At 54.2% G+C, this 23,494-nt stretch carries 21 protein-coding genes; 8 read left to right on the top strand and 13 right to left on the bottom strand.

The features are described from left to right. Window positions 1-30 precede the first annotated feature (30 nt). On the bottom strand, window positions 31-1,908 hold the full coding sequence (locus ACPUC7_RS21440; RefSeq protein ID WP_494924446.1) for a putative phage tail protein: 1,878 nt from the start codon (window positions 1,906-1,908) through the stop codon (window positions 31-33). Between the two features lie 358 nt (window positions 1,909-2,266). Further along, window positions 2,267-4,246 (bottom strand): autotransporter outer membrane beta-barrel domain-containing protein, encoded by a 1,980-nt coding sequence (locus tag ACPUC7_RS21445; RefSeq protein WP_494924466.1) that lies wholly within the window; start codon window positions 4,244-4,246, stop codon window positions 2,267-2,269. A 439-nt stretch (window positions 4,247-4,685) separates the two neighbouring features. Between ACPUC7_RS21445 and ACPUC7_RS21450 the strand changes: the two genes are divergently transcribed. Next, window positions 4,686-6,002: an MFS transporter gene (locus tag ACPUC7_RS21450; RefSeq protein ID WP_494924447.1), complete on the top strand. Its 1,317-nt coding sequence runs from the start codon at window positions 4,686-4,688 to the stop codon at window positions 6,000-6,002. Window positions 6,003-6,270: 268 nt separating this feature from the next. After that, window positions 6,271-7,557, top strand: a complete 1,287-nt coding sequence (locus tag ACPUC7_RS21455; RefSeq protein WP_494924448.1) for a methyl-accepting chemotaxis protein — start codon at window positions 6,271-6,273, stop codon at window positions 7,555-7,557. A gap of 39 nt (window positions 7,558-7,596) precedes the next feature. On the opposite strand, the gene ACPUC7_RS21460 is transcribed toward ACPUC7_RS21455, so the two are convergent. Continuing rightward, window positions 7,597-8,925 carry an NAD(P)/FAD-dependent oxidoreductase gene (locus ACPUC7_RS21460; RefSeq protein ID WP_494924449.1) on the bottom strand — a complete coding sequence of 443 codons (1,329 nt, stop codon included), beginning with the start codon at window positions 8,923-8,925 and terminating at the stop codon, window positions 7,597-7,599. A 299-nt stretch (window positions 8,926-9,224) separates the two neighbouring features. Between ACPUC7_RS21460 and ACPUC7_RS21465 the strand changes: the two genes are divergently transcribed. From ACPUC7_RS21465 to ACPUC7_RS21490, 6 genes are all read left to right on the top strand, one after another. Beyond that, window positions 9,225-9,581, top strand: coding sequence for a cupin domain-containing protein (locus ACPUC7_RS21465; RefSeq protein WP_494924467.1), 357 nt, complete (start codon window positions 9,225-9,227; stop codon window positions 9,579-9,581). A 166-nt stretch (window positions 9,582-9,747) separates the two neighbouring features. Then, window positions 9,748-10,650, top strand: coding sequence for a metal ABC transporter substrate-binding protein (locus ACPUC7_RS21470; RefSeq protein ID WP_494924450.1), 903 nt, complete (start codon window positions 9,748-9,750; stop codon window positions 10,648-10,650). Then, window positions 10,647-11,453, top strand: a complete 807-nt coding sequence (locus tag ACPUC7_RS21475) for a manganese/iron ABC transporter ATP-binding protein (RefSeq protein WP_494924451.1) — start codon at window positions 10,647-10,649, stop codon at window positions 11,451-11,453. Before ACPUC7_RS21470 ends, ACPUC7_RS21475 begins: the two co-directional genes overlap by 4 nt. After that, the gene (gene sitC, locus ACPUC7_RS21480; RefSeq protein WP_494924452.1) at window positions 11,437-12,300 is read left to right on the top strand and encodes an iron/manganese ABC transporter permease subunit SitC; all 864 of its coding nucleotides are present in this window, start codon (window positions 11,437-11,439) and stop codon (window positions 12,298-12,300) included. The genes ACPUC7_RS21475 and sitC overlap by 17 nt, the downstream gene beginning before the upstream one ends. Then, complete coding sequence (locus ACPUC7_RS21485) at window positions 12,293-13,126, top strand: metal ABC transporter permease (protein ID WP_494924453.1); 834 nt, start codon at window positions 12,293-12,295, stop codon at window positions 13,124-13,126. The genes sitC and ACPUC7_RS21485 overlap by 8 nt, the downstream gene beginning before the upstream one ends. 100 nt (window positions 13,127-13,226) lie before the next feature. Further along, window positions 13,227-13,613: a RidA family protein gene (locus ACPUC7_RS21490; protein WP_494924454.1), complete on the top strand. Its 387-nt coding sequence runs from the start codon at window positions 13,227-13,229 to the stop codon at window positions 13,611-13,613. Window positions 13,614-13,662: 49 nt separating this feature from the next. Here the strand turns inward: ACPUC7_RS21490 and ACPUC7_RS21495 are convergent, their stop codons facing one another. The 10 genes from ACPUC7_RS21495 to ACPUC7_RS21540 form a co-directional block, all read right to left on the bottom strand. Further along, window positions 13,663-14,172 carry a flavin reductase family protein gene (locus ACPUC7_RS21495; RefSeq protein ID WP_494924455.1) on the bottom strand — a complete coding sequence of 170 codons (510 nt, stop codon included), beginning with the start codon at window positions 14,170-14,172 and terminating at the stop codon, window positions 13,663-13,665. Continuing rightward, on the bottom strand, window positions 14,169-15,185 hold the full coding sequence (locus tag ACPUC7_RS21500; protein WP_494924456.1) for an aldo/keto reductase: 1,017 nt from the start codon (window positions 15,183-15,185) through the stop codon (window positions 14,169-14,171). The genes ACPUC7_RS21495 and ACPUC7_RS21500 overlap by 4 nt, the downstream gene beginning before the upstream one ends. Window positions 15,186-15,299: 114 nt before the next feature. After that, a complete protein-coding gene (locus tag ACPUC7_RS21505) occupies window positions 15,300-15,701 on the bottom strand; it encodes a Rid family hydrolase (protein WP_343550376.1) in 402 nt (133 codons plus the stop codon). Between the two features lie 21 nt (window positions 15,702-15,722). Then, window positions 15,723-16,793: an ABC transporter permease gene (locus ACPUC7_RS21510; RefSeq protein ID WP_494924457.1), complete on the bottom strand. Its 1,071-nt coding sequence runs from the start codon at window positions 16,791-16,793 to the stop codon at window positions 15,723-15,725. Beyond that, window positions 16,775-17,872: an ABC transporter permease gene (locus ACPUC7_RS21515; RefSeq protein ID WP_494924458.1), complete on the bottom strand. Its 1,098-nt coding sequence runs from the start codon at window positions 17,870-17,872 to the stop codon at window positions 16,775-16,777. Before ACPUC7_RS21515 ends, ACPUC7_RS21510 begins: the two co-directional genes overlap by 19 nt. Beyond that, window positions 17,865-19,367 (bottom strand): ABC transporter ATP-binding protein, encoded by a 1,503-nt coding sequence (locus tag ACPUC7_RS21520; RefSeq protein WP_494924459.1) that lies wholly within the window; start codon window positions 19,365-19,367, stop codon window positions 17,865-17,867. The genes ACPUC7_RS21515 and ACPUC7_RS21520 overlap by 8 nt, the downstream gene beginning before the upstream one ends. A gap of 4 nt (window positions 19,368-19,371) precedes the next feature. Continuing rightward, window positions 19,372-20,337, bottom strand: a complete 966-nt coding sequence (locus tag ACPUC7_RS21525) for a BMP family protein (protein ID WP_494924460.1) — start codon at window positions 20,335-20,337, stop codon at window positions 19,372-19,374. 135 nt (window positions 20,338-20,472) lie between these two features. Then, window positions 20,473-21,576 carry an LLM class flavin-dependent oxidoreductase gene (locus ACPUC7_RS21530; protein WP_494924461.1) on the bottom strand — a complete coding sequence of 368 codons (1,104 nt, stop codon included), beginning with the start codon at window positions 21,574-21,576 and terminating at the stop codon, window positions 20,473-20,475. Between the two features lies 1 nt (window position 21,577). Then, window positions 21,578-22,384: an alpha/beta fold hydrolase gene (locus ACPUC7_RS21535; RefSeq protein WP_494924462.1), complete on the bottom strand. Its 807-nt coding sequence runs from the start codon at window positions 22,382-22,384 to the stop codon at window positions 21,578-21,580. Window positions 22,385-22,595: 211 nt separating this feature from the next. Beyond that, window positions 22,596-23,494, bottom strand: an 899-nt coding sequence (locus ACPUC7_RS21540) for a LysR family transcriptional regulator (protein ID WP_494924463.1), incomplete at its 5' end; no start/stop codon positions are given.

The following is a 23,494-nucleotide window of genomic DNA, read 5'->3' on the forward strand; positions in this document are numbered from 1 at the left end:
GCCAGCAACCAAGATTGCTGGCTTTATTATTTAGATATACGGTTCAGTGGCGGAATTTAATGGAATACTCCATGCTTCGCCATTTACACGCACCTTTAAATAACGGCGCGTACGCCACTGACCTGGTGCATACTCTTCCGGTTGCCCTTTAATTACCTCGCCACGCAATAACAACTCTTTATTATCGTTATAGCCAAAGCCGACGTCTTTATTACCGATCCAGTGTTGCTCGAACGCCACGGTTTTTGCGGCATCCAATGTGGTGCTCTCTTGCGCGGTACAAGCCGTAAAGCTTTTACGGAAGATAAAGCACAATCCGGCTTGATAGCGATCCTTGCCGTTGGTGGTCACCAGCGCGGTGGAGAAACCGGTATAGGCGGCGATTTTCACATACAACTTGGTTCTGGCGCCCGCACCGGAAATATGCACTTTCACCACCGGGCTGGAACCTTCGCCGTACCAACTGCCAATGGTGTCTCCTTCAGCTCGCGCCTGCAAATAGATATTTGTTGCGCCTTCTGGCGTGCGAAAACTGTAATCAGTTTGCGTTTCACCTTGCGAGGTAAATTGCGCGGTTCCCACCACACGCACGTGTATTTGCGAGGTGGCATCAGAAAAGTTAAATTCGCCAACATAAAACCATTTATCCGCAGCGGTGCGGTTATCCATATGGTGTGGTGAACTGATGAAATCGTAATTTAAGCTTTGCGTGATCACGCCCCAATCCGACAATTCCAGTACGCCACGATCGCCCTCACCAATTAGCTTCCACTCTTCCAAACCATCAGTGCTGTAATCAAATCCGGCGCTCTGGTTGTGAATACTTTTTTGAATTATCGTGGCGCGGCAATAACCCAATCGTAAGGGTTTGGTGGTTGATTCAATCGCCAGCCCTTCAATCACCCATTGACCATTGGTGAGATCACCCGCGTAATCCGAATGCTCGATCCAGCCGTTGCGAATGAACGATTGGGTACAGCGCGGCAGATCGAATACTGGTTTGTTGTTGTAACCAAATTGCAGATTGAAGTTGGAGAGTTCAATCGCGGTGCTGTGATCCCACGCGCCCGCTTCACGATCTGACCAACGCGCATAAATCAGGCTGTCCTGGCAGCAACGTGAGTAAAACTGATCGATTTTACAATCCAGCGTATCAATCAAATCCAGTGCTTTACCGCCGAGATAGCGGAATTCCATACTACTGACGCGCAAGAATTGGCCGCCTACAATGGTGTTTTTGAAAAAGCCCACCGTATTCACCGCGGTGCCACCATCGCCATCGCCCCACATTGAGCCGCCGGGCCTGTAACTCATCCCTTTAATCACCAAGCCGGATATTTCCGCATAACGTGCCTGAACTTTGAAGAAATGCTCACCACGCGGTTGTGTTGCCCAGTTGAACACCAGCGTGGTGGTGGGGAAATAACCAAAGGTGACGGCGGCGCCAGAAACCTTAAAGCGATTAATCTCTTTGGCAGAGATATCAAAGGTCGACATGCTGAATACGCCGGCAGTAAAACGTATCCCAGCAGCGGGTAATACGCGCTGCGACCAGGTGTACATGCGCTTAACCGCTTCGATGCAATCGGTTTTACCATCAGGCACCGCACCAAAATCCAATACGGTAACCGAATTATAATCCAGCACAACGCGTTTCCAGCGCTTACCTCTAGGGGTTACAAATACCAGCCCACCATCATCTACTGAGGTGGTATCGGTCGCATCATGCACAAACACGCCACCGCCAGCCTTAGTACCGCGCGTATATTCCAGCACCGTAGCCAGTTCACCGCCCACGCTAGGTTCGGTAGCTTTTAATGTCGCAACATCACTCACCTGGATAACGGGCGCGGCGGCGGCAACGGCATTTTGTGGCGTAGGATTCACATTGTTGGAAGCGTTGGTCATAGTTTTACCCCGGAAATGATAAGAGAAGTAACTGCCACATCGAGTATAAGTAACTGATAATTAATGTGTTGGTGAATACCAGCAATTACTACTGGGTAAATATGACGCAAAAATCCTGCGGCGTAGCAACGCTATGATTACTGGTTAAAAGCGTAACGGCTGGGATTTTTTTTACAGAGTATTCGCAGGTGAATTATTGCTAAAGCCGGATCGGTTAATGCAAGGAAGGTGCGTTTGGAGAAGACAATAGCTCAACAACCAAAGAGAGTGTTCCTGCTAATAATTAAGATGTTGCGGATTTCCACTTATCTACAACGCGCATAAAGGCCAGTAACCACAGGTTACTGGCCTTCTATGATTAAAACGTGGCATTAACCCCGACGTTCCAGGTGACCTGATGATAATCACTGTTGCCGCCGACCGCCGAAACCCCAGCAAACGCATTCACCGTTTCACCCAGCGGCACGTTAGCGCCCACCGACATATCCAGCCAGTTCTTATCCCCGGCTTCGATACTGCGTTCAAACGAGGTTTGCGTGGATTTCAATCCGGCGCGCACTGTCGAATCGGTATCACCAAATTGGTGGTTATAACTGATCTGCGCCCACGGATTAATCAGCCACTGTTTGCTATCAACCCGCCAGCCTACTGAACCAATTTGCGAATGGGTGGTTTGATCGGAATAGCGCATCGAGGTGCTGCTGTCGCCGTTCTCGTGATAACCGCCAACGCGACCGTAATCCAGCGCATAACTGGCAACAGGGCCGGTGCTCAAATGATCGCCAAGCGGCAGCGTCCAACCGGTTTGTACCCGCATGCCGAGCAATTTACCGCTGGTATTGCCTTGCTCGGTGCGAGTCGCCGGGCCGATGTGGATATCACGCTCGATGCTGTCGAAATCGAGATCGGCGTAATGCAGATCGGCGTTGATCCAGCCCTGATCAAATACTGTTAGTTGGCTGTAAAGCGCCACTAAATTGCCGCGCAGTTTGTAATCGTAATTCGACGACGGTTCCTGGCGCTGATTGCTGTTGGAGAACAGCACGCCGGTTTGCCAGTTATCGGTGAGCTGATAACCAATACCCAGCGTGAGATTGGCGCTGTTGGCGTTGCCATTGTTCCAGGCATCGCCTTGATAATCCACATGCTGCCCGGCATAACCGCCGAATACGGTGAATTGTCCAGCGCTGGCCGGTTGCTGACGCTGCTGTTGCAAATGCCCATCCAGCGTATTTTGCATATCACGCGTCATCATCAACGGCGCTTTCGACAATGCCGCCACTTGCGCCGGTGCATCAAGAATCGACTGGATGTAATCGGCAATCATCGCATGTACCGCTGGGCTAGGATGCAAGCGGTCAGCGAACAGATAGTCCTGCGCGGTAGAGAAGCCTGGCGTGCTGGATTGACAGGCATCCGCTGAGGTGCCAATCGGGCACGCAATGCCGATGGTGTTGCTTAAACCGTATTGCGTTGGATTGGCGATCACTTCACTGAACAATCCGGCGATATCGACGCGCACGATATTACCGTTGAGCGTTGCAAGCCCGGCCTCTTCCTGCTGATTGTAGCCATCGGATAACGCGGTCACCTGCTGGCTGAGTTCCTGCCAGGCCGCATAAAGCTGCTGCGCCAGCGCATCGCGCACCGCCGGAACGGTTGAGACCACGCCCGCCGCCTGGGTAAAGGCATCCTGCACCGCTTGCTGGCGCGATGCCGCATCTGGTGTGGTGACGCTATCCAGCGACTGGAAGGCCGCCACCATCGCGGGCGTCGCCGCCGAGCCAAGTGCACGCAGCACCGTCTGAATCATATACGGCGTCGATCCGAGCTGCGGCACGGTCGGCACAATCACCGCACCCGCGCCCGCATCAAGCAAAGTCTTGATTTGCGCTACGCTGGCGTTAGCACTGTTGCCGATGGTTTCGGTGGCAGTCAGCGGATTGGTTACCGCCGCCGCGATGTCATTGGCACCAACCCAATGAATATACAATCCGTTGCTGTCGGCGCGGCCGCCGGTGGATTGCAGATAACTGGCAAGTTGATCCTGGGTATTCAAATCAGGATCGAGTTTTGGCACGGATACCGCACCGCCCTGCGCGTAGTTGCTGCCGCCCTGCGAAGAACGCTGTAAATCTTGCCCCAAATGCGCGGCGAGAATTTCGTCGTAAAGCGGATGTTGCGCACCATCGAAGGTGAAGCGTCCGACATTGCCGCTGTCGCTCAGGCTATCGCCAAACACGGTCAAACTGTCCCACGCCGCTGCGGGCAGCGGCGTGAGTAATGCGGTGCAGGTGGCGATCGCCACGGCCGAAAGCGCGGATTGGTGTTTTTTCATCATCAACTCCATGAAAAAGGCATGTGTCTGTCACAGCATCAACGCACGCCAGAAAATTCGCATCAGCGATGCAGAAAGAAACAAGGTGTTAACAAGGACGCTTTAAGGTTTAGTCAGGAAGGCGGAGGAATACCAGCAACGGCAGCCAATTTAGGGGGAAATCATTAAAAAAGTTAATCATCGCTGCGCTTAATCCAATACCTTCACAGCATGGATATGTTGAAGCACCAATCAGAGTCATGTTCCATTTTGTGATCCATATTGTAGTACAATGTTAATTAATCGTACTACAATCATTTCTTATGTTAACGCCTCATCGCGTACATCAGCCCCGTTTAATACATAGGCATAATTAAAATAAAAAAATTATATTGGTCGGCTTTTTATCCGGCCAGGTATTTTGCTGTTTCAATCTGGCAAGTAAATAACTGAGGTCACTATGATTAGCTCCGATTTAAACAGCTCGACGCTAAGTAAGTTAAATAGCCGGATTATTCCTTTTATTGTCATCTGCTATTTTGTCGCCAACCTGGATAAAACCAATATATCGATTGCAGCGTTACAGATGAATGCCGATCTGGGTTTATCCGCCAGTATGTATGGCCTGGGCGTCGGCATGTTTTATATTTCGTATATTCTGTTCGAAATTCCCAGCAACGTCATCATGACGAAAGTTGGCGCGCGACGTTGGATCGCCCGCATCATGATCACGTGGGGAATCGTCAGCATGGGCATGGCGTGGGTTCATAGCGCCAACCAACTCTACATCATGCGGTTTTTACTCGGCATGGCCGAAGCAGGATTTGCACCCGGCATTATCTACTACATCTCCTGCTGGTTTCCCAAAAGTCATCGCGCACGCGCTATGTCATTCTTCTATATGGGTTCGGTAGCGGCATCGATCATCGGCCTGCCGATTTCCGGTGCCATTCTGAATATGCACGGCTTGGCTGAGGTCGCGGGTTGGCGCTGGCTGTTTGTGCTGGAAGGGATTCCGGCGGTGATTCTCGGTTGTCTGGTGCTGTGGCGTTTGCCGGACACGCCGGAGCATGCACCTTGGTTATCTCCGCAACAGAAATCCTGGCTGCGCCAGCGCCTGCAACAGGACAATGCTGGCGTCGAAATTGGCAAACATCATTCCTGGCTCAGTGCGCTGAAAGATAAAACCGTGCTGCTGTTGAGTTTAGTGTGGTTCCTGCAAGCTTTTGGTTCGATTGGCATCACCTTGTTTATGCCGTTGATCATTAAAAGCATGGCGGAGGATCAGAGCAATATGGTGATTAGCCTGCTTTCGGCGTTGCCGTTCGTGCTCGCCTGTTTATTCATGTATTTAAATGGTCGCCATTCCGATAAAACCGGCGAGCGCAGTTGGCATTTAGGTTTGCCGCTGATTATTTCCGGGCTTTCGCTGGCAGCCGCCATTTATGTGGGCAATTTATGGATCGCCTATATTCTATTGGTATTGACTATAGGTTTTAACTTTGCGCTGACACCAATTTTCTGGGCGGTTACCACGGAAAAACTGGCCGGTGTGGCTGCTGCCGCTTCTATCGCTTTTATCAATACGGTGGCAAATTTTGTTGGACTCGGATTGCCACCGATACTGGGAAAAATCAAAGATGTGACCCACAGTTATCACTACGGTTTATTGATCGTTGCAGTGGCACTGATTATCGGCGGCATTCTGGGCATCATCGTCTCGCGCCCCAAAAAACAGGCGTTGTCAGCCTTGACGCAACCAGAATCAGGTCACTAATTGCTCTTGTTGCATTTTAATTAAATGTTTCAACATCAGCGCCGATAATGGATCAGAATCACTTAAGCTCGGATCGTCACCGGTCCGGGCTTTAACAACATCAGGCAGCAATTAAAACCATGACATCCCGGCCTGCGCATCGCCTTGTGCAGAGAGACACCATTAGAGTGGACGGCTACGGGAAATACAGCGCAACAAGCACGGGTGTGATAATCGCCTGGCTGAGCGCCTTTATGTTCAATGACATAATAATCGCCTGAGGCTTCCCATGTTTGGTGTGAAAAAGTCGAGTCTTTCGTTGTCGTTTCATAAAAACGGCGATGTTGCTAAAGATATCAATGCGATCAAACAACATGTTGCATGGATTGAGTTTTCGCCCAGCGGCGAGATTCTCACTGCCAATTCCCTGTTCCTGGAGACCACCGGCTATCAGCTGAATGAGATTCAGGGCAAGCATCACCGCATCTTTTGTAGCCCGCAATACAGTCAATCCTCCGATTACTACGCCTTCTGGCAAAAGCTGGCGTCGGGCGAATCGGTCACCGGCATTTTCGAACGCTTTAACAAGCAGCGTGAACGCTTCTATCTTAGCGCCACCTATTTCCCGGTGAGCGATGACAAAGGCCACGTGTATAAAGTGATTAAAGTGGCATCGGATATCACCGAACGTCATCAGGAACTGGAACATAAAGAAGCGGTGATCACCGCGCTCGACCGCTCTATGGCAGTGATTGAATTCACGCCAGATGGCCAAATCATCAGCGCCAACGATAACTTCCTTAAACATATGGGATATCAGCTATCGTCCCTCATTGGTCAGCATCATCGTATTTTCTGCTACGACAATTTTTACCGCGAGAATCCCGACTTTTGGCGCAAGATCGGCAACGGTCAGCACTTTGTGGGTCGCTTTGAGCGTAAAACCGCGGGTGGCGAACGCATTTGGTTAGAAGCCAGCTACAATCCGGTTTATAACGCCGAAGGTAAAGTTTACAAGGTGATCAAGATTGCCTCGGATATCACCGCGCGCGTCGAAGCGGCGAAACGTGTGGCTGATATTGCACTCACTACCTCGGAACAAACCTCACAAATCACTGACAACGCCAACGAAGTACTGGATGAAACTATCCGTAACTCCGGTATTGTCGCGGTTCAAGTCAATGCTGCCACGGCAATTGGCGCGGAGTTGAATACTTCGGCGAAAAGCATCAGCGAAGTGGTGGAAACCATCAACCTGATTGCCTCGCAAACCAATATTCTGGCGTTGAACGCGGCGATTGAATCAGCGCGCGCAGGTGAAGCCGGCCGTGGATTTAGCGTGGTGGCGGGCGAAGTGCGACGTCTGGCGGCATCAACCTCCAGCGCAACCAAACAGATCACGCAAGTAGTGGAGCACAATGCGCAATTAATCGCCCAGATGGAACAGCAGCTGAATGAAGTGAAGCAATTTGTGGTGACCGAGCAGGATAAAATCAGCGTGCTGTCACGCAGCCTGCGAGAAATTAACAGCGGCGTACATGAGTTTGTGAACGTGATTCACCGGTTGGATGTGTGAAGATTTGCCCGGTGCGCATCATGGCGCACCGGGCAAACCTTACATCATCTGCGGCTCACGAATCGCATTGCCTTTGGCGAAACGCGCCAGGCTGTAAGGTGCAACATCGGTGAACAACGGTTTGTTATTTACCATCTGCGCACACAACAATCCCGCGCCGGGACCAATACCAAAGCCGTGACCGCTAAAGCCGGAAGCGATAAACAAGCCCGGCAGGCTGTTCATTTCATCAATCACCGGTACCAGATCTGGCGTGGTATCAATCCAGCCGCCCCACGCGTGATCAACCTTGATGCCGTTCAACTCGGGATACAGCTGCACCAAAGTCTGCAACGCTTCCTGCACAATGGCATTATCTGCCGCCGGATCCAGCGTGCGAATTTTCTCGAATGGCGACACGCTTTGATTCGACCATGAACCTGCCGCTTCCGGGCCATTGAAGAACGAACCGTTAACGCGAATCTTGAGTTTTTTGGCGATTTTGCTGCGGAACATCGGATAGAATTTGGTGGCATAGCGAATGTTCTGCGGCGCGAGATCGATTTGCCCGCGTCCGGAAAGCGCCACGGTGTAGCTGCCATCCTGACGACGACGAATGCACAAGCCGCCGGTACTGAGGCAACCTTTAATCACTTCCGGTGCAGCAGTGGTTTTGAACGCGGTGCCGAGAATATTGGCGCTCGGCAGTTCGATGCCATATTGCTTGCAGAAGCGCGAACTCCACGCGCCACCGCAGCAAATCACCCGATTAGCTTTGACCAAACCACGCTCGGTCCACACGCCAGATACGCGTCCGCCAGAAACATCCAGCCCGCGCACTGCGCAGTTTTGATGGATATGCGCGCCAAGATTTTTCGCGCCGGTCGCAATCGCCGGAGCAGCTAACGATGGCTCAGCGCGACCATCGCTGGGTGACCACACGCCGCCAATCCACGGCGCATTATTACCAATGCGTTCGCGCGCTTCTTTCGCCGACATCAAATGACTAACAAAGCCAATCTGCTTGGCCTGTTTTCCCCACTTTTCCCAACGCGCCATATCGTTCTCATTCAGCGTGCCATAGGTGATGCCCTGGCGGGAAAAGCCGAGATCTAGGCCAATTTCACTGCCAAGTTCGTCCCAGCGCTTTAAACTGCGAATCGCCATCGGCAATTCATACAGATCGCGGTTTTGTTGTCGCACCCAGCCCCAATTGCGCCCGGATTGTTCGCCGCCGATCACGCCTTTCTCAAACAGCGCCACGGAAACGCCCTGCTTTGCCAGCTCATAACTCACCGACGTACCGATAATGCCGCCGCCAATCACAATTACATCAACGGATTCGGGGAAACCTTCACTGTCTGCCACTGCATTGATTTTTATGCGCATCGTCTTAAGTCTCGCAAGCCATGGTGATGGCGAATTCAGCATGAAAAGGTGTGCAGGCTCGGTAAGGTATTGGCGCTGCAATCAAATCTTATCTTATGGGATCTCGCGCGAAAGTTTCTGCCAAACCTGCACAAATAAACATTCGAATCTGTTAATTGCACCGCAATAAATCGCATCAGGTTTTATATCGCTTACGTAATCTGATCCGCACCAACGTTTATGGTCACCATAAATGGCGATCCTACGAGGGTTTAGCGATTTTGCACCATAAATGGCAACCTCACGATGTAAGGGAAATGATGAAAGTACAAAAAATCGCGCAACCCGCCGCAATCGCAAGCATGGAATCCTGGGGCAACGTAACAGGATTGCCGGGCACCGGCAGCATTGCGTTATCCGGCATACAGAAAATTATTCCCGGCAAAGAAGACATCGACTGCGGCATTTTTGAGTGCGGTGAGGGATCGTATCGCCGCTCGGTGAAACAAGCGGAAATCATGCACATCCTCAATGGCAACGGCGCTTTCACGCCGGATGGCGAAGAAACCGTAACCTTCCAACCTGGCGATTCGTTGTTTTTTGCAGCCAACACTGAAGGCACCTGGCTGATCGAAAACACCATGCGCAAACTGTATGTCATTTTCGACGCCAGCTAATTTCAACCCAATTGGTCGCCATTGCGGGTGACCAATCATCTCCACTTCAACCTTCCTTTTCCTACGTAAATTTTTGTCTTTTCACTGGCGAATTGAGCAAAAATGTCTCATATAAATAGCAGCTGCTATAATTTATAGCATTGGCTATATTTCTCTGGAGACAATCATGTTCACTCAGCGCCTGTTGCCCGCCTTAACGATATTGCTGTCCATCACTACCTTCTCGGCCTTTGCAGCCGAAAAACTCAACGTCGTCACCACATTCACGGTGATTGCCGATATGGCGAAGAACGTGGCGGGTGATGCAGCAAACGTAACCTCGATCACCAAAACCGGCGCTGAAATCCATGAATACCAACCGACGCCCGGCGATATCCGACGCGCGCAAGGTGCCAATTTGATTCTGGTGAACGGTTTTAATCTCGAATTGTGGTTCAGCCGCTTTTACCAACGTTTGAAGGATGTGCCGGAAGTCAGCGTGACGCAGGGCATTCAACCGCTGGGCATTACTGAAGGTCCGTACAACGGCAAACCCAATCCGCATGCATGGATGTCGCCGGATAACGCGTTGATTTACGTCGATAACATCCGTAATGCGTTGCAGAAATACGACCCCGCCAATGCCGCAATCTATCAGGCCAACGCCGAGCGCTATAAAGCGCAGATTCAGCAAACCATTGCGCCGATGCGGGCGGCCATCGATAAACTCCCCGCCGATCAACGTTGGTTAGTCACCAGCGAAGGTGCGTTCTCCTATCTGGCGCGCGATTTCGGGCTGAAAGAGTTGTATTTATGGCCAATCAACGCTGACCAGCAAGGTACGCCGCAGCAGGTACGCAAAGTGATCGATGCGGTGCGCACTCATCACATTCCAGTGATTTTCAGCGAAAGCACCATTTCCGCCAAACCGGCGCAGCAGGTGGCGCGTGAAGCCGGCATTCATTACGGCGGCGTGTTGTATGTGGATTCGCTCAGCAACAGTGATGGCCCGGTGCCGACCTATCTCGATCTGCTGCGCGTCACCACCGAAACTGTTGTGAAAGGCATCACCGCAGGAGACCAATCATGAACGCCGCCGCAGGTTTAAACGTCGAAAACGTTGGCGTGACCTATCGCAACGGCCACACCGCGTTACGCAACGCCTCGTTTAACGTCCCGGCTGGCAGCATCACCGCACTGATTGGCGTGAACGGTTCCGGTAAATCTACCTTGTTCAAAGCGATGATGGGATTTGTAGCGCTCTCTTCTGGTCAGGTGACGTTGGCTGGAATGCCCGCCAAAAAAGCCCTGAAGAACAACATCGTTTCCTACGTTCCGCAATCGGAAGAGGTGGATTGGAGTTTCCCAGTGCTGGTTGAAGATGTGGTGATGATGGGACGTTACGGTTACATGGGCATGCTGCGCATTCCGCGCGCGGCCGATCAACTTAGCGTTGATCAAGCGCTGCAACGCGTTGGCATGATTGATTATCGCCATCGACAAATTGGTGAGCTTTCGGGCGGACAGAAAAAACGCGTTTTCCTGGCGCGTGCGCTGGCGCAAAGTGGACAAATTATCCTGCTGGATGAGCCGTTTACTGGCGTTGATGTCAAAACTGAAGCGGCGATTATCGCGTTACTCAAAGAGTTGCGTGACGAAGGCCGCACCATGCTGGTTTCAACTCACGATCTCAATGCGATCCCCGATTACTGCGATCGTTGCGTGTTGGTAAAAAACACCGTGCTGGCCAGCGGATTACTCAACGACACCTTCACCGCAGAAAACCTCGCGCAGACTTTTGACGGCGCGCTGCACGATCGCAACGCCGCATTATTGCAGCGCATATTAGCCAATAATCCCGAGCAAGGAGCGCAGCATGTCGTGGATTATTGAGCCATTCAGCTACCAATACATGCTCAATGCGATGTGGATCGCCGCATTAGTGGGCGCGATTTGCGCCTTTCTCTCCTGTTTTTTGATGCTGAAAGGCTGGTCGCTGATTGGCGATGCGCTGTCGCACTCGATTGTGCCCGGCGTAGCGGGCGCCTATATGCTCGGATTACCCTTCGCGCTCGGCGCCTTTCTTTCCGGCGGATTAGCCGCGGGCAGCATGTTGTTTCTCAATCAACGCACGCGCCTGAAGGAAGATGCGATTATCGGCCTGATATTCTCTTCGTTTTTCGGCATTGGCCTGTTTTTGGTATCACTCAATCCCACCTCGGTGAATATTCAAACCATCGTGTTGGGTAATATTCTGGCGGTTGCGCCGGCAGATATCTGGCAACTTGGCGCGATTGGCGTCATCACGCTAACCATTCTGCTCATCAAGTGGAAAGATTTGATGGTGACATTTTTCGATGAAAGCCACGCGCGTTCGCTGGGTTTAAACACGCTGCGGCTGAAAATCCTGTTCTTTACCCTGCTCTCCGCTTCCACCGTCGCCGCACTGCAAACCGTCGGCGCGTTTATGGTGATTTGCTTAGTGGTGACGCCAGGCGCCACCGCCTATTTGCTCACCGATCGTTTCCCGCGCCTGTTAATAATTGCCGTGGCTATCGGCAGCATCACCAGCTTCCTCGGCGCATGGAGCAGCTATTTCCTCGATGGCGCGACCGGCGGCGTGATTGTGGTGGCGCAAACCTTGGTGTTCCTGACCGCGTTTGTTTTCGCCCCTAAACACGGCGTGCTGGCTTCGCGTCGCCGCGCACGTGAAACGCTGGAGGACGGCATTCATGGTTGAATTATTATTAAGTCCCTTCCAGTTCGAATTTATAAACATGGCGCTAATCACCACGCTGGTACTGTCTTTACCGTGCGCGATGTTATCGGCATTTCTGGTGCTTAAAGGTTGGTCATTGCTTGGCGATGCGATGAGCCACGCGGTATTTCCCGGCGTGGTGATCGCCTGGCTGATCGGCTTGCCGTATGCAACTGGCGCGTTTGTCGCCGGGATGTTGTGTGCGGTCGCCACCGGCTACATCAGTGAAAACAGTCGCATCAAGCCCGATACGGTGATGGGCATCGTCTTCTCCGGCATGTTTGGCGCGGGATTGGTGCTGTATCTAAAGCTGCAACCGGAAGTGCATCTCGACCACATTCTGTTCGGCGATATGTTGGGTATCAGCCTCATCGATATCCTGCAAACCGCTGCCATCGCGCTGATTGTCAGTGTGCTTATCGGCATCAAATGGCGCGATTTATTGCTGCACGCTTTCGATCCCAGCCAGGCACGCGCCTGCGGTATCAACGGCAAACTGCTGCATTACGGCTTGCTGTGCCTGATTTCACTCACCATCGTTGCGGCACTGAAATCGGTTGGCGTGATTTTGTCGATTTCGATGTTGATTGCCCCCGGCGCTATCGCGCTGCTGCTGGCGCGACGTTTCGTGCAGGTCATGTTGCTGGCCATCGCCATTGCGATCTTTAGCGGATTCAGCGGCGTGTATGCTTCTTTCTTCCTCGACAGCGCACCCGGCCCTACCATCGTGATGATCTACAGCATTCTGTTTGTGCTGGCATTTACTTTCGCCACGCTGAAAGACCGCCGCTCAGAGCGCGTTGCCTAATCCGCAACGCGGTGTAGCCGAGATACGATTACGCAATCAATCGCGCTGATGTTAGCCTTGAAGCCTTGTTGGCCTGAATCCCATCAATTAAGGAAGCATCATGAGCATCATTAATCCCGCCGGTCTGAAAGCGCGCAGCTATTACAACCACGTCAAAATTCGTCCTGGCACGCCGGTGTTTCCGACAGGCCAAGTGGCGTGGGATGAAAATGGTGAGGTGGTTGGCGTTGGTGACATGCAGAAGCAGGTCGAGCAGGTGTACGCCAATATCGATCGCTTACTGGAAGGATTGGGTGCGCAGCGCGACTGGATTGTGCGCACCACCACTTACGTGACGGATTTGGCATTGGTGCCACACATCCACCCAATTCGCGAGGCGTTTTTTGCCGGGCTGGAATTACCGGCCAGCACGCTGTTTCAGATTGCGGCATTGGCCGAGCCGGAGCTGCTGCTGGAGATAGATGTGGTAATCATGATGCCGCTGTAAAACAGGGTTTCGTAGGGTCGCCATTCATGGCGACCTCTTCTACGTACCGCTACAATCCCGCCAACTGATGAAACCCGCGATCCAAATACACCAACGGCTTAGCTTCTGCGCGCGGATGCAACACCTCGGTCACTTCTCCGAGGAAAATCGCATGCGTATGCCAATCCACGGTTTTCGCTAATCGACACTCAAATGACACCAACGACTCAGCACAAACCGGCGAACCATTGGCCGCCGTCAGCCACTCGCCGCTCTGGAAACGTTCTTCACGCCGTGCCGAGTTGCTGAAAATATCCACCAGCGGCAGCGCATCAGCGGCCAACACGTTGACACAAAATCGTCCACTCTCGGCAATCATCGCGAACATCGAAGCGCTGCGATTGACGCACACCAGCAAGGTCGGCGGTTCAGCGCTCACCGAAGTCACCGCGGTAGCAATCATGCCGCCCTGTTGACCGGCATGTTGCGCGGTGATCAAACACACGCCCGCCGCCAGTTGACGCATGCCACCGCGATAGGCGTCGGCAATGGTGATTGGATTAACAATGGTATCTGTCATGGCAAATTCTCGCGAACAATACGACCTTCAATCGGATGGTGCGGATCGACCGGCCCGAGGCTAGTCCCTTTGCCCGGAGACACCAAACGATCGCAAAACGCTTCATCTTCCGATGACCACGGACAATCCAGTGCGGCAATGCCGTCGCGCCACTGTTCGAAAGTGCGTGGCCCCACCAAAGTGCTGGTCACAAGCTGATTGCGCATCACCCACTGCTGCGCGACGTGCGCCGGTTGGCGTCCGCTGCGCTCAGCGTATGCCGCCAGTTCACTCGCCATTTTCAGCGATTCCGGTCGCCATTCCGCTTCCATCATGCGCGGATCGGCACGGCCTGCGCGGCTGTCGCTGTCTGGCGCAGCGCCAACGCGGTATTTTCCGGTCAGGATGCCGCGCGCCAGCGGGCTGTAACACACGGTGCCCGCGCCGAAGTATGCGGCGGAAGGCAGAATTTCCACCTCGGCTTCGCGATTGGCGAGGTTGTACAGCGGCTGGGTAGCAACTGGCCCAGCAATGCCCGCTTCACGCGCTAAACGCACGGTTTCCGCTAAGCGCCACGCTTTGAAATTGGATACCGCGAAGTAACCGATTTTGCCTTCACGGATCAGATCGGCAAACGCCAGCACCATCTCTTCCAGCGGCGCTGCAAAATCCGCTTTGTGTATGTACAGCACATCAATGTAATCGGTGCCGAGGCGCGACAACGATCCGTGCACCGCTTCACGGATCCACTTGCGCGACATACCGCGTTGATTTGGGCCATCGCCCATTGGATTACCGACTTTGGTTGCCAGCACCCAGCTATAACGCTCTGCGGCAATGGCGCGGCCAACCACGCGTTCAGATTCGCCTTTGTTGTACATATCGGCGGTGTCGATGAAATTGACGCCGCTGTCACGCGCATCGGCAATGATGCGCTGTGAAGTGGCCTCGTCCGTCGCGCCGCCAAACATCATGGTGCCGAGGCAGATTTCGGAGACTTTCAGCCCGCTGCGCCCGAGATATCGGTATTGCATGCAAATGACCTCATTATTTTTAGGCGGTCACCATAAATGGCGACCCTACGGGTGCTCGCGTTGATGCGGCGGCACGCGGTTTTCGTAGGGTGCGCATTTATGCGCACCTGGTAATTAAGACGGAATTACCGCCGTGGTGGCGATCTCAACCAGAAACTCCGGGCGCACCATTTCCAGCTTCACGCAGAAACGTGCAGGCAGCAGCGCCGGGAAGTAGGTGACGTAGATTTCATTGAATTTGTGGTAATCATCCAGATCGCGCAGGAAGATCTGATTCATCACGGCGTGATCCATGCTGCTACCCGCCGCTTCCAGCACCACTTTGATGCTGTCGAGCACGCGGCGCGTCTGCACTTCAATATCGCCCACGCCGACGATGCTGCCGTCTACAGGATCGGTCGATAACATGCCCGCGACATAGACATGATTACCGGCTTTGACGCCCCAGTTAAGGTGATTTAGGCCGGTGGCGGTTTTACCGATAATCCAACCTTCGGGATTGATTGCCTGATTCATCTGCTTCTCCTGATAAAAGTGTTAACGACCTGAGTTTCTTAAGAATGGACGCCCTAAATCACCGGGCGCGGCTCCCGCTTTGCCCATCATGATCCAGGCTATCAGCGCCACCACAAATGGCATCGCCATCAGCAAGGCTGGCGCGATATCGACGCCGAGATATTGTCCCTGGAACTGCAACGCTTCGAGCAAACCGAGCACAATGGCGACGATCAACACGCGCAGCGGCATCCAGCGGGCGAAAATGGTGATGGCAATCGCCAGATAGCCGCGCCCGGCGGTCATGTTGTCAACGAAGGTGCCACCCGATGCGACGATGCACAGATACGCACCGCCCAAACCCGCCATCAAGCCGGTAAACAGCGTGGCGCTGAAGCGAATGCGTAACACGCCATGTCCAGCAGCATCGGCGGCTAAGGCGTTTTCACCCACCGCGCGCAGCAGCAATCCAGCGCGGGTGAAACGCAACAAGCACCACAGCGCGATGGCGATGATCACTGCCAGATAAAACACCGGACTCTGTGAAAACAGTGCGCGGCCCACCAGCGGCAAATCGGACAACATTGGCAGTTTCAGCATCGAAACCGAGCGCATCGATCCAGCGGCTGGCGCGCCGCTCAGCCACAGCTGACGAATCAGCGAGGTAGCGCCAATGGCAAACAGATTGAAGCCGATACCCATCACTATTTGGTTGGCGCGCGCCAGCACCGTGCCTAATGCCAGTACAAAAGCGGCCAGCAATCCGCCCAGCATGCCCACGCCCAACGCCATCACCGGTGAACCGCTCCAGGCTAAACCCAGCGCTGATGCCGACGCACCAAACAGCATCAAACCTTCCAGCCCGATGGTGAACACACCTGCTCGTTCAGAAATGGTTTCTCCGAGCGCCGCCATCANCATCACCGGTGAACCGCTCCAGGCTAAACCCAGCGCTGATGCCGACGCACCAAACAGCATCAAACCTTCCAGCCCGATGGTGAACACACCTGCTCGTTCAGAAATGGTTTCTCCGAGCGCCGCCATCAGCACTGGCACGCACAGGCGCAAGCCACCCGCCAAAAACAGCGCCAGCGTTACAGTGTTGAATTCCATACCGGCCTCCCTTTCACCAGCATCACGCCGCTGAGTACCGCTAAAATCAGAATCGGCATGCCGCCCAGCACATCGGCTAATGCCGCCGGAATCGAAAAGGTGGTTTGCAACGCCAGCGCAGCGCTATTGATCGCGCCAAAGTAGAGCGAAACAATCACTGCGCCAAACGGCTGCAAACCGGCAAGGAACGACACCGCCAACCCTTCAAATCCGAGGCCGGATGAGAAACCATCAATCAAACGGTATTGCACGCCGAGCACTTCAAAGGTGCCCGCCAGCCCGCTTACCGCGCCGGAAATCGCCATGCTGGAAAGGATGGTTTTAGCCGCCGATTGCCCCTGCAAGCGCACAAAGCGTGGACTTTGCCCGCTGGCGCGCAGTTTCAAACCAAAGGCGCTGTGAATGAGCATCACCCAAACGCCCAAGGCGATCAGCAGTGCGAGGAACACGCCCGCATGCAAACGCGTGCCTTCAATCACCTGCTGGAACACGCCGTCAGCGGGGATTTGCGCCGACATGTTGAAGTTGGAATTGGCCGGACGCATCGGGCCTTGCACCAGATATTTCAGGAAATAGATGGCGATGAAGTTCATCATCAGCGTGACGATGATTTCGTCGATGCCGCGCCACACTTTCAGCAGCGCCGGAATCGCGCCCCAAATCGCACCGCACAACGCGCCGCTGAGAATCGATAACGGCAACAGCGCACCACCGATATCGCCGAAAGCGAGATACGGCAGCATCGCGCCAATCGCACCCATTTGCAGTTGCCCTTCGCCGCCGAGATTAAACATGCCGCCGCGAATGGCGATTAACGCGCCGAGTGCCACCAATAAACGCGGCGTCATAAACACCAGCGTGTCGGACAGCGCGCGGATATTGCCGAACGCGCCGTCAAATGCAGTCGATAGCGCCGCACGCATCGGCACGCCCATCGCAGCGATCAGCGCTAAGCCAATGATCAGCGAACCAACAAACGCGCTGAGGGTGATCCACAACGATCGCGAAGCGCTGAGCTGCGCCAGCACACGGCGCAAAGACGCGCTGGTTTGCGCCAGCGAAGTAACCGATTCAGACATGCGCACCTCCAGCGATCTGCGTTCCGCGCCCTGATGTCATCAAGGTGCCAATTCTTTCGATATTCATTTCATCTCCCGCCACCGCGCCGGTAATGCGTCCGCCGTTCATCACCACAATGCGATCCGACACGCGAATCAGTTCCTCAATGTTCGAGGAGATAATCATCACCGTGGTGCCAGCATCAGCCGCTTCGGCCAGGCGCATCAACACCGCCTCCGCCGCCGCCATATCCAAACCACGCGTGGGCTGATACACCACAATGATCGAAGCACCTTGCGCCATCGCGCGCGCCACCACGATCTTCTGCTGATTACCGCCTGACAACGAACGCGCCGGGCTGGCGTGTGAATGGGTGCGAATATCCGACTGTTCGATCATTTCAGCCGCGCGTTGGGCAATGGCTTGATGATCGAGCAAACCCAGGCGGCGATAAGCACCCTGCATGATGTCGGGATAGAGCAAATTGTGGGAAACCGGCAGATCCAGAGACAACCCTTCGTGATGACGATCCTGCGGCACCAAGGCTAACGTGACATTGTCACCTGAGCGCGTCACCTCACCGCTGTCTGGCTGCATTTCACCGGTTAAAATTGCGAACAACTCGCTTTGCCCGTTGCCTTCCACCCCCGCCACGCCAATCACCTCGCGCGCGGCAAGCGTGAGATTGATGTTGTGTAATCCCGGCGATCCGCTGCCCGCTTTCACCTGTACGTTGGTTAGCCGCATCTGTTCCGCGCCGCCGCTGCGCTGTAAGCCTAAACGCGTGCCGCTGCTTACCGTGCGCCCGACAATCTTCTCCACCAGTTCATCCGGCGTGCAGCCTTGAGTCAGCCCGCTGCCGTTGGTTTTGCCACGGCGCAAAATGGTGTAGCGATCGGTATTTGCCAGCACTTCATCGACGTTATGTGTCACCACCGCCACCGCCGTACCGTTTTGGCAGATGCGTCGCACCGTGGCGTACAGCGCAGTAATTTCATCTGGCGTCAGAATGGTCGATGGCTCATCCAGCAGCAGCACGTGTGTGTCGTTTACCAACGCTTTAAGGATTTCCACCCGTTGCTGCAACGCCAGCGGCAACTCACCCACAATCGCGCCGGGATCGAGTTCAACGCCATAAATCTGCATAAAGCTGCGCACATCGGCGTGACGACGAAAAGCTTTGCGCCGATCGCCGCGCGCCACCAGCGCAAGGTTCTCCGCCACGGTGAACGGCGCCACCAACTTGAAATGTTGATGCACCATGCCAATGCCGTTGGCGATGGCGTCGGCCGGTCGGCGGTGAATCACCTGCCGACCGTTCATCAGCACGCCGCCTTCGCTCGGTTCGTGCACGCCGTACAAGATGTTCATTAATGTCGACTTGCCCGCTCCGTTCTCACCCAGCAGCGCGTGGATCTCTCCGGGGAACAGCGACAGACACACTTTTTCCAGTGCCACGAAGCCATTCGGATAGCGCTTCGAGACGTGATCGAGTTCGATAAGCGGGCTGGACATGGCGTTAGTCCTCAATCTTGACCTTGCCGGATTTAATATCGTCAATCACCTTGAACACCTTGTCCTGCACCGCTTTATCGGCGTGGGCAAACGGTGTGGAGAGCGTCCAACCGTTGGTTTTCAGGTTCTCGGTGATGATGCGATTACCCAACTGGTGATCGGCGAAATGTTTGCCAATATCGGCGTAGGATTTATCAAAATTCATCACGGTTGAGGTGATGATCGAGTTCGGGAACGATTTGGCTTGATCGGTGTAGGAGCCGATGGTCAACACGCCCTCTTCATCGGCGGCCTGCTGAATGCCGGCATCAGCGGTATCCGCCGACGGAATGACGAAATCAGCACCGCGCGCAATCGCGCCGGTGGCGATTTCTTTGGCGCGCGCTACGTCAGTGAACGAGCCAACGTAAGCCGAATCGACCACCACTTTGGGATTGACGTAAGCCGCGCCTTTTTTGATGAACTGCACGGTACGCTCTGCTGATGGAATCGGTTCGCCGCTGATCACCGCAATATGGCCAGTTTTACTGGCGGATGCCGCCAATGCGCCGAGCACAAAGCCGTATTCATCCCAATCTACCGACCATGCGGAATAGTTCGGCAAATTGTTGGTGGAACCTTCGTAGGAATAAAGCACGAACTGGGTATTCGGGAACTGCGGTGCCACTTCTTTGATTGCTGCCGAATAACCCGATGAGTGCGCGATAACCAGTTTCACACCGTCGGAGGCTAATTGACGCAGCACGGAGGGCGCGGCTTCGTAGGTGGTGTGTTCGAGGTAGCTCGGCGCAAAACCTTCTTTAGTTGCCATCGATTTAAACGCGGCATAGCCCGCCATATCCCACGAACCTTGGGTGACGGTTTGGGTGAACAGCGCCGCCACGCGCGGTTTGCTCTCATCAGCCTGAACAACGGCGCTGCAACCGATCGCTGCTGCTACAGCAATAGCCAACATCATCTTCATTTTCATCGCTCGACTCCTGGCAATCCGCATCGCGGAAAAGGTGGATTTATTGTTGTGTGAATGATTCCGGTCACCCTAAATGGCGACCCTACAAAACCGCTGCACTAGCCCCGTAGGATGCGCATTTATGCGCACCTGGTTTTACGACATTGATTTCTGATATGCCCGTGCGTTGGTGTTGACGCCGTGCTGCTCCAGCACTTCCAATACTTCGGTGCCGACGGTGCGAAGATCGTCGATAAAGTCCGGCACAATCACCGTTACACCATCAAGCTGCGCGCCTTTGATAATCGCCGCCAACTTAGTGCCGATGGTTTCTGGCGATCCCACCAAGGCCGCGCGCGTCATCGAATTACGCTGCTCGCCCTGCGAAACAAAACGCTGCGCCATGGTGTTCTGCTTAAAGCTCTTGTCGCCGGAGTATTCGCGCGTTTGGTTATCCAGCGCGATGGTGTCCACGCCTGCGTCATACAGCGCCACACGTTCGTGCGCTTCGGCGTCGGTTGCGCCCGGCACGATGGTGAACAAGCCGTAAGTTTTGAAATCGGGTTTACCCTGCTGCACCGCCAACTCTTTGGCACGCAAACCGGTTTTGATGAAATCGTCATGATCGGAACCGAGCATAAAGCTGCCGGTGCAGTGATCCATGGTGAACAGAAAACCGCGATCCGACGCGCCCGCGCAGATGATCGGCGGCGGCGTGGCCGGTTTCGGGTTCGACATGCAATCAATCAGTTCGTAATGTTTGCCTTTGTGGTCGACGCGATCTTCGGTCCATAAGCGTTTCAGCACCGTTAACCATTCCGCCGCCAGTTCGTAGCGCTCGGCATGATCGAGATCCATCCACAAGCCCATTTGCCCTTGGTCGGTTGGGTTCGAGCCGGATACGATATTCAGGCCGAAACGCCCTTTGGAGATTTGATCCAGCACCGCGCTCATTTTCGCCACCACCGCCGGATGGAACACCATGGTGTGCACCGTGCCCCACACGCCAATGCGGCTGGTGGCTTCGGCGATACCGGCCATGGTCGTCAGACTTTCTAGCGTCACATCCCAATGTTGCGATGGGCCGCCGTAGCCGCGCCATTTCGCCATCGACAACGCGAAGTCAAAACCCAGTTGTTCTGCGAGGATCGCCACCTGCTTGTTGTAATCGTAAGTTGCGGGCAGTTGCGGGCTGGTGGTTGAGGTGATCCAGCCGCCGTTGCCCACCGGCAGAAACACGCCGAATTCAACATTCTTCATCTCAGACTCCTCGTTCAATCACTGGCGCGTGAATGCTCGCCATAAAGTCGCGGGTAATTTGGTTAAACAGCGCTGTTTCGGTTTCCGAAAAACTGTGGCCGCCCTGCGGCACGATTTTTAGCTGCGCGCCGGGGATCTTTTCCGCCAGTAAGCGTGATTGGTATGGCGGCGTCAGAATGTCGTCCTGCGCGCACATCACCAGCGTTGGCGTTTGAATCTGCGGCAGCGCGGCGCTGGCATCGTGCGCCATGATGGCGTCAATGCGGCTCAGCACCACCTCACGCGCCGGAAAGCGCGTAGCGGAGGCCAGTAAAGTTGGCGATAACGTATCGGCGTTAGCTTTGATATGTTCCGGCGGATAAAGGAATAGCGCACTGCCGTGCACATACTCTTCCAGCGTGCTACCGAGCAGCAGCGCGCGGCGCATACGGAAACACCAGTTGAAATGCATGTCGGATTTCGCCCAGCTGGCGTACTGCACCATGCCCGCCAGCAATTGCGGATCGCGCGCCGCCAGAACCTGACCAATCGCCCCGCCGGTCGAGTGACCAATCAGCACCGGACGATCCAGCTCCAGCGCGGCGATCAGCGCCTGCACATCATCCACCAGCGTTTCAATGCTGTAAGGGCCAGCCGGATGATCCGATTGTCCCGCGCCGCGTTGATCGTAAGTCACCACGGTAAATTCCTCGGCGAACACCTGCACTTGCGGCTGCCAATACGCAGCGGTGCCGCCCAGCCCGGAGACAAACAGGATGGCCGGACCACGTCCCGCGATTTCGTAATGGGTGCGAATTCCGTTAGTCATGATGCTCGGCATCGTTTTCCCCTTAATGGATTTTTGCCTGTATTCAGCGATGACTAATAAGTACCACGCGTTTTACCACCCCAAGTAATACCGATTGCAGCACACCGCGTTGCCGGTTTTAGAACGCCATACGCGTGCAAAAACGCAACGACCAACCTGAGCGCCGCACGATTATGTAGGGTCGCCATTTATGGTGACCGTTCAAGCCTAATCAATTGAATTCCCGGCAAACATGCTTGAGAAACTGATGCGCGGCGTAGGACAGCGACCGGTCGCGATGCACACAAATTTCGATGTTGGCGGACTCCATCGCCTGGTTATCAATCGGAATGGCGATCAGCATGTTCTGCTCAATCTCACGTGCAGCAATCTGTCGCGGCCCGATGGTCAGCGTGCGCCCGGCAATCGCCATCGCTTTGGTCAGCTCAAGGTTGTTGGTATTGACGATGGATTGCGGATTGAGATGCAGGCTGCGCGTGACTTTGTCGAAGGTTTGCCGCATGCCAAAGCTGGAAACCGGCAACGCCACCGGATAGAAACAAATATCTTCCAGGCTTAACGACTGATGCTGGGCCAGTGGATGCTGCGGTGACACTAAGCACTGAATTGGTGCAGGACAGCGTTTAATCACTTCTATTCCAGGGCGATCGCCCATGTTGAACACGATACCGATATCGATTTCATCGCGGATAATCGCTTCGATAGTACGGTCAGAAGATTCGCTGTTTATTGAGAATTGAATGGCCGGATAATTCTCGTTAAAGCTGGTCATGATGCGCGGCAAAATCGCCTGCACCACTGCTTCAATCACCCAGATTTTCACCTCGCCCTCGCGCAGACCTTTAAGGTTTTTAATCGATTCGTGGATGCGATCGAGATCGCGACACATCTTGCGCGTGAAGCGCTCCAGCATCATGCCCGCGGGCGTTAAACGGATGCCGGTATTGGTACGCTCAAGCAGCATCACGCCCAACGTGTGTTCCAGTAGCGCAATCTGGCGACTGATCGCCGACGGCGCGACGTGCAGGCGATCCGCCGCACGTCTGATCGATCCGCTTGAGGCGACTTCGTTGAAGTATTTGTAGGTGTTGAGGTTCACGGTCATCGCCC

It is taken from the genome of Pantoea sp. CFCC18179 (assembly GCF_059412405.1).